4 protein-coding genes and 1 pseudogene are annotated in these 5,480 nt (G+C 66.6%); 4 read left to right on the forward strand and 1 reads right to left on the reverse strand.

Annotated features, from left to right (window positions below; all coding sequences use genetic code 11):
- Positions 1–352: pseudogene (locus Q0C81_RS15300) on the forward strand (alpha/beta hydrolase); the annotation flags it as partial.
- Positions 353–417: 65 nt separating this feature from the next.
- Positions 418–771 carry a hypothetical protein gene (locus Q0C81_RS15305; protein ID WP_291839822.1) on the forward strand — a complete coding sequence of 118 codons (354 nt, stop codon included), beginning with the start codon at positions 418–420 and terminating at the stop codon, positions 769–771.
- A gap of 30 nt (positions 772–801) precedes the next feature.
- Here the strand turns inward: Q0C81_RS15305 and Q0C81_RS15310 are convergent, their stop codons facing one another.
- Positions 802–2,316, reverse strand: a complete 1,515-nt coding sequence (locus Q0C81_RS15310; RefSeq protein ID WP_291839826.1) for a serine hydrolase — start codon at positions 2,314–2,316, stop codon at positions 802–804.
- A gap of 184 nt (positions 2,317–2,500) precedes the next feature.
- Between Q0C81_RS15310 and ettA the strand changes: the two genes are divergently transcribed.
- Together ettA and Q0C81_RS15320 are read left to right on the forward strand one after the other, a co-directional pair.
- Entirely contained in the window at positions 2,501–4,168 is a 1,668-nt protein-coding gene (gene ettA / locus Q0C81_RS15315; protein WP_291839829.1) for an energy-dependent translational throttle protein EttA, read from the forward strand.
- 184 nt (positions 4,169–4,352) lie between these two features.
- Positions 4,353–5,480: calcium-binding protein (locus tag Q0C81_RS15320; RefSeq protein WP_291839832.1), on the forward strand; the 1,128-nt coding region annotated here is incomplete at its 3' end.

Raw genomic sequence — 5,480 nt, forward strand, 5'->3', positions numbered from 1 at the left:
CCTGTTCACCGATCCGGCGCTGTTCCACGGCTATGTGCTGGGCAGTCCGTCCTTCTGGTTCGACCGGCGGCACATCATGACGATGGAGGCCGAATACGCCCGCACCCACCGCGACCTGCCGGCCGAGGTCTTCATGTATATCGGCGCCTATGAGACTCCCGGCCCCGGCCCCCGCCATACGACGGACGCCGACATGGTCGGGGACGTGCGGACCATGGAACGGACCCTGAAATCCCGTGCCTATCCGGGCCTTCGGGTCCAGTCGGCGGTGCTGGGGGACGAGGATCATCTGACCGTCGCCCCGGTCGGCTTCACCCGCGCCCTGATGGCCCTCCTGCCGGCGCAGACGTAGCGCTTTCGGGGAACCGATCCGACCGCGGCGGCCTTCGTTCAAAGTCGCCGCAATAGGGGGTTCTCTTGAAGAAAAATCCGCTCGTTCTGATCGCGCTTGGGGTCATCCTGATCATTGCCGGTGGGTGGATGCACTTCACGGGTGGTCCACCGACGGCCGATCCAGGCCTGAGACAGGCTTGCGAGGCTTCAATGGCCGAACGTGGGGCCGATGCGGATCTGATCGCTCAATGCAAACAGGTCGCTTTCGCCACCGCGACCACTGCGACGGACGCAACATCCGCGGCCAGATCCATCAGCGCGGCGAACAACAGCGAGATCGGGGGCGGCGCCGTCTCGATGTTCCTGATGGGCGCCGGCCTGGCCCTGGTTGTGGGCGGAGTCGTCATCCGTCGCGGCGCCCGTCACGTCGCGACCTGACGGCGGCGCCTGCAAGGCCCCAAGCACCCGTCAGCGCCGCGTGTAGATGTCGCCGTCGTAATCCAGCGACACGGGGCGTCCGTCGGCGCCGAGCCGGAAGGTGACGCCCTGGCCGGTGTAGGGTGTCAGTTCGACCCGCAGGCTTTCCGGATCGGTGAAGTTCTCGGCCACCGCCGACTGCACGCCGATGGTCAGCCGCAGGCGGTCGCCGTCCTCGCTCACGCTCAGGGTCCCGTACGCCGGGCTGACGTAATCGCCGACATAGGCGGCGTTCGGAAGGCTCAGCGTGCGGGGCCGCTGTGCGCGGGCGGCCAGGTTGCCGGCGATCCCCTCGCGCCGCCGGTCCCTGCGGACAACCAGCTCGGCCAGCTTCGCGTCATAGACGGCATCCACATCCGGCAGGTTCGCGAACCAGTCATAGGCGTAGTTGGCGACCAGGTCGGCCAGTTCGCCCGCGAAGGCGTCCTCGTTGACCATCACGGCCACGCCCAGATGACGCTCCGGCATGAAGGAGACGTGGGCCCGCGAGCCCGAGAAATTGCCGAAATGGTGGATCAGGACGTCGTCGCCGTATCGCCCGACCTGCCAGCCCAGGCCGTAGCCGGTGCGGACATAGGGACCGAAGGTCGTCTCCTGCGCCACGCGGGACGCATGGGTGGACGCGATGAGGCCGGCGGGCAGGACGCGGCCGCCGCCGACCGTTCCGTCCGTCACCTGCGCCTCCAGCCAGATGGCCATGTCGTGCGCCGTGGAGACCAGCCCGCCCGCCGACTGCATCGTGGCGTCGGTCTTCTGCAGATATGACCGCTCCGGCTGTCCGGAGAGACGCCCGAAATGGCCGGCGGCGACGGTGTGACCCTCGGCCCGCGCCTCGTCGATGAAGGCTGTGGTGTCGGTCATGCCCAGCGGCGTCAGGACCTCGCCCTGCACCAGCGCGCGCCAGTCGCGGCCCCGTTCATGCTCCATCAAGACCGTGGCCAGGTTGTAGCCCGAGTTGGTGTAGGCGAAGGTCCCATAGCCCCCGCCGTCGCGCGGCCGGGTCTGCGCGGTCAGGTCCCACATGAGCGCCGGGGTCCAGTCGCCCGAGAAGGCGGCGCGGAAGGCGATCGGCCCGTTCTCGACGCCCGACCGATGGCTGAGCAGGTCGGTCAGGGTGATCCGCCCGGCGATGTCGGCGGGCACGCCCGAGTCCGGCGACCACGCGGCCAGCGGCGCCTCCAGATCGACCTCGCCCCGTCCCGCCATCGCCGCGATGGCCAGGGCGGTGAAGGATTTGGTCGCCGAGGCGATGTAGAAGCGGGTGTCCGCGTCCACCGGCGCGCCGCTCGCGACATCCGCCACGCCGACGCCTCCGGTGTAGATCGCGCCGTTCTGGTCCACGACGGCCACGGCCATGCCCGGCACGGCCTCGGTCCGCGCCAGCGCCCGGCGCGCGAAGGCGTCCATGGCGGCGGGGAAGGCGGCGCGGTCCTGGGCGCCTGCTGCGGCCGGCACGACAAGCAGGATCGCGGCCGCAAGGGCCGTCGCGGCGAGATTCGAACGCATGGATGCTCCCTCGGCCCCGACAGCGAGGCGTACGGCAGAGAGGCCGCCAGGTGATCAAATGGATGCAGGCCGCGGCCATCAAACCGCCCTGCCCGTCCGCTAGTCATTTGCCCTGAAGCGGCGTGGCGGCTACATCCCGCGCCAACCTCCCCATCCGATCAGACGACAGGGCGCACCGCACCTCATGGCGCAGCAATATATTTTCCAGATGCAGGGCCTGACCAAGGCCTTTCCCGGCGGCAAGAAGATCTTCGAGAACATCTGGCTGAGCTTCTACAACGACGCCAAGATCGGCGTGGTCGGGGTCAACGGCTCGGGTAAGTCCACCCTGCTGAAGATCATGGCCGGGCTGGACAAGGAATTCTCCGGCGAGGCCAAGGCCGCCGACGGCATCAAGCGCGGTTACCTGGAGCAGGAGCCCCAGTTGGATCCCGCCCTGAACGTCCGCGAGAACGTCGAGTCTTGGTGCGAAGAGAAGCAGTGGGTCAACCGCTTCAACGCCATCGCCATGGAAATGGCCGAGGAGTACTCCGACGAGCTCATGGAGGAGATGACCGCCCTCCAGGAGAAGATCGACGCCGGCGACGTCTGGGACATCGACAGCCGCATCGAGATGGCGATGGACGCCCTGCGCTGCCCGCCCGACGACTGGGAGGTCACCAACCTGTCCGGTGGTGAGAAGCGTCGCGTGGCCCTGGCCCGCCTGCTGCTGTCGAAGCCCGACATGCTGCTGCTCGACGAACCGACCAACCACCTGGACGCCGAGTCCGTCGCCTGGCTGCAGCACCACCTTGAGAACTTCCCCGGCTGCGTCATCCTGGTGACCCACGACCGCTACTTCCTGGATCTGGTGACCAAGTGGACGCTGGAGCTGGACCGCGGCAAGGGCCACCCGCACGAGGGCAATTACTCCTCGTGGCTGGAAGCCAAGACCAAGCGCGTGGTGCAGGAGCAATCGGAATCCGAAGCCCGCCAGCGCGCCCTGACCCGCGAACTGGAATGGGTCCGCTCGGGCGCCAAGGCCCGTCAAGCCAAGTCCAAGGCCCGTCTGGCCGCCTATGAGCGGATGGTCGACGAGCAGGAGAGCATGCGCGGCGCCCAGACGCACGCCGTCATCCAGATCCCGCCGGGTCCGCGCCTGGGCAACGTCGTGCTGGAGGTCGAGGGCCTGCAGAAGTCGTATGGCGACAAGGTCCTGTTCGACAACCTGACCTTCAAGCTGCCGCCCAACGGCATCGTCGGGGTGATCGGCCCGAACGGCGCCGGCAAGTCGACCATGTTCAAGCTGATCACCGGCCAGGAACAGCCCGACGGGGGCACGATCAAGGTCGGCGAAACCGTCAAGCTGGCCTATGTCGACCAGTCGCGCGACGACCTGAAGCCGGACGAGACTATCTGGCAGGCCATCTCGGGCGGCACCGACATCATGATGGTCGGCAAGCGCGAGATTAACTCGCGCGCCTACGTCGGCAGCTTCAACTTCAAGGGCGGCGACCAGCAGAAGAAGGTCGGCCAGCTGTCGGGCGGTGAGCGCAACCGCGTTCACCTGGCCAAGACCCTGGCTTCGGGCGGCAACCTGATCCTCCTCGACGAACCGACGAACGACCTGGACATCGAGACCCTGCAGAACCTCGAGGAGGCCCTGGAAGGCTTCGCCGGCTGCGCCGTGGTCATCTCCCACGATCGCTGGTTCCTGGACCGTCTGGCGACCCACATCCTGGCCTTCGAGGGCGACAGCCACGTCGAATGGTTCGAAGGGAATTTCGAGGCCTATGAGGAAGACAAGAAGCGCCGCCTCGGCGTTGAGAGCCTGATCCCGCACCGGATCAAGTTCCAGAAGTTCGGGCGCTGATCCGGCAGGCTGCGGCGCGTGGCATCGCGCCGCAGCCCCGAAGCGTTTGAGTTAAAATCGTAACAAAGCAAATCTTTGCCCCCCCTTCGATGCCTGCTAGCTTGGCGGTCAGGGGGAGTGCGCGTTCAAAATTGGTGTTCCCTGATCAACATATGGCCAAGTGCGGCCACGGGGATACGCTGTCATGTCGACCGTCGCGGGCAAGGGTGGAATCAACACGGTCCTGATCGAGCCGTTGGCGGCGTCTGGCGAAGGCCACGGTCCGCAAGCGGCCATTATCCCCGTCACCGGCACGATCACGAATTTCCGGCCCGGTCCGGGCGGCGACGTGCTGGACCTGCAAGCCTGGCTGGCGGCCGGCAACCTGCCCGGTTACGTGGCCGGGACGGATCCCTTCATAACTGGCCAACTGGGGCTCGCTGAATTTGACGACACCCACGCCTGGGCGCCTGTGGTCGGCATCTACACGGCCGGCGGATCGCTCGTCGCCCTGATCCAGAACATCCAGCGTGGAGACCTGTACTCGGAGAACCTGTCAGGCTTCTACATCCCACCCATCATCAGTGGAAACCGCGCCTTTGGAACCGGCAACAGCGAGACGCTGAACGGCTCGGGCGCCGTGAACACCCTCATCGGTTTCGGTGGGAACGACATCCTCAATGGCGAGAGCGGCGATGACCTCCTGATGGGAGATGACTGGCGTCCCGATCACCTCCTGTCCGGCGCGGACACCCTGAATGGCGGCGACGGCATCGATGTGCTGGTCGGCAGCGGGGGCGACGACATCCTGAATGGGGGAGACGGCGACGACCTGATCTACACCGGCGTGGTTCTTCTTAACGACGCGCAGTACAAACCACGCGCCTTTGAAGGATTGGCGTGGCTCCCTGGGGCGGTCCTCAGGCACGACGCCGACGGTGGCTTCGACACCGTGAACGGCGGAGCCGGGCGTGACCGGGCGGTGCTGATGCATACCAGCGCCACTGGCTCGATCACGCTGGACAACAGCGGCTCCGGCGTGAACGCGCTTCTGGTGGACGGCGTTCAGCGCGGCTCGGTGCAGGGCATCGAGGTTTTGGAATTCTTCGGCGGCTCCGGCAACGATGTGATCACCGGCGGCGATCAGGGCGTAAGCACAGAAGTCCGCATCCCGAATCCTCAGAACATCCTCTATTACTCCAATGGCGATAAGCTGAACGGCGGAGCCGGCAACGACATCCTGCGCGGCGGCGGCGGCGATGACATCCTGCGCGGCGGAACCGGCGCGGACCTGATGGATGGCGGAACTGGCTTCGACATCGTCGACTACAGC

The sequence above is a fragment of the Brevundimonas sp. genome, from assembly GCF_023259385.1.
In the GTDB taxonomy this organism is placed as follows: Bacteria; Pseudomonadota; Alphaproteobacteria; order Caulobacterales; family Caulobacteraceae; genus Brevundimonas.